Source organism: Colwellia sp. BRX10-9, assembly GCF_014077405.1.
Classification (GTDB): Bacteria; Pseudomonadota; Gammaproteobacteria; order Enterobacterales; family Alteromonadaceae; genus Colwellia_A.
Map to the genome: position 1 here is coordinate 1 of NZ_JACGVV010000083.1, position 1,545 is coordinate 1,545.

Annotated in this window: 1 protein-coding gene; it reads left to right on the top strand. The window is 39.3% G+C overall.

Annotation, left to right across the window (positions count from 1 at the left end; genetic code table 11):
• The first annotated feature begins 247 nt into the window (after positions 1 to 247).
• Positions 248 to 1,510: an IS110 family transposase gene (locus H4J69_RS19555; protein ID WP_182218764.1), complete on the top strand. Its 1,263-nt coding sequence runs from the start codon at positions 248 to 250 to the stop codon at positions 1,508 to 1,510.
• Positions 1,511 to 1,545 lie beyond the last annotated feature (35 nt).

Sequence of the window (1,545 nt, forward strand, 5' to 3'; positions counted from 1 at the left end):
GCTTATAGTTGGACCAATCCATTTATCAATCGATTAGTTTACTATATTTGATAAGTGGAATATGCCTCTGTTGGTTACGAATATTGAACGGCAAACATCCAATGTTTCTAACAAGACGTTCGAACCAACAGAGCTACTCGCTTCAAAACGCATACTCAGGGATCGCCTACGACGACTATCTATAAGACCTGCGAGAAACGAGACTTAAGCACATTCCATCTATAACTTTACTCGCTGGAGCATCAAAATGAAAGCATATAACGTCGATGATTTCGCTGCACTTATTGGTATCGATTGGGCTGACAAAAAACATGATATATGTGAGCACCCAAAAAACACCAAACAATATCACTACACCATTATAAAACATAAACCAGAAGCGCTTCACAAATGGGCAATGGAGCTTAAGCTGCGTTACCCAGATCAGAAAATTGCTGTTGTGTGTGAACTTAAAAAAGGTCCCTTAATTTATGCGCTCGCAAAATATGACCACCTCGTCTTATTTACGGTGAATCCATCCGCGGTCGCAAATTACCGCAAAGCATTCACGCCTAGCGGCGCAAAAAATGACCCGACAGATGCATTCATACAAGTTGAAATGATTAAACTTCACATAGATAAACTCTCAGTGATAGTACCTGAGTCAACATCAATGAGAGCATTAGCGCAACTGGTTGAGTATCGTCGTAATGTAGTACAAGATGGCGTCGATTTATCAAATAAAATAACTGCAACTTTGAAGAACTACTACCCTCAAGCGCTTGAATGGTTTAAAGAAAAAGATACCTTAATCTTTTGTGATTTCATCAGTAAATGGCCATCGCTCACCGCGGTTAAAAAAGCCAGAAAGCAAACCTTATTAGACTTCTTTAATCGTCACAACTCACATTATGAAACTGTCAATAATGCTCGATTACTTAGCATTAAAGAAGCCGTTCCGTTAACCGAAGATGAAGGCGTAATAGCCCCTAATCAACTGTTAGTGGAAGTGCTTATCACACAATTCAAGGTGTTACTTATCGGTATTGAACAGTTGGATAAAGCAATAAAACAGCTGTACAAAAAACAACAAGACAAGGCTATTTTTGATAGTTTACCTGGCGCAGGCCCACAACTAGCACCGCGCTTATTAGTCGCTTTTGGGCACAATAGAGAACGTTATACGGATGCTTCACAGATGCAGAAGTATGCGGGTATTGCACCCGTTATTGAAAGCAGCGGTAAAAAGACATGGACACATTGGCGGTACAGTTGTCCTACTTTTTTAAGGCAAACGTTTGTTGAATGGGCTGGTTTTTCGATACGATATTCATTCTGGGCAAAAGCTTATTATGAGCAACAAAAAAGTAAAGGTAAACCACATAACAGCATAATAAGATCGCTTGCTTTCAAGTGGATAAGAATAATATTTAGGTGCTGGAAAACGAAGATGCCCTACAACGAATCAAAATATTTAGAAGCATTAAACCGAAGAGGATCGCCACTGTTAAAATTTGCAATAAATAGCTAAATTTTACTAGTTGTCCACCTCAGGGCGTGTTGTTA

Bases quoted from the DNA above. Each gene is read 5' to 3' on its own strand.
- H4J69_RS19555 (WP_182218764.1), top strand. From the start codon at position 248: ATGAAAGCATATAACGTCGATGATTTCGCTGCACTTATTGGTATCGAT.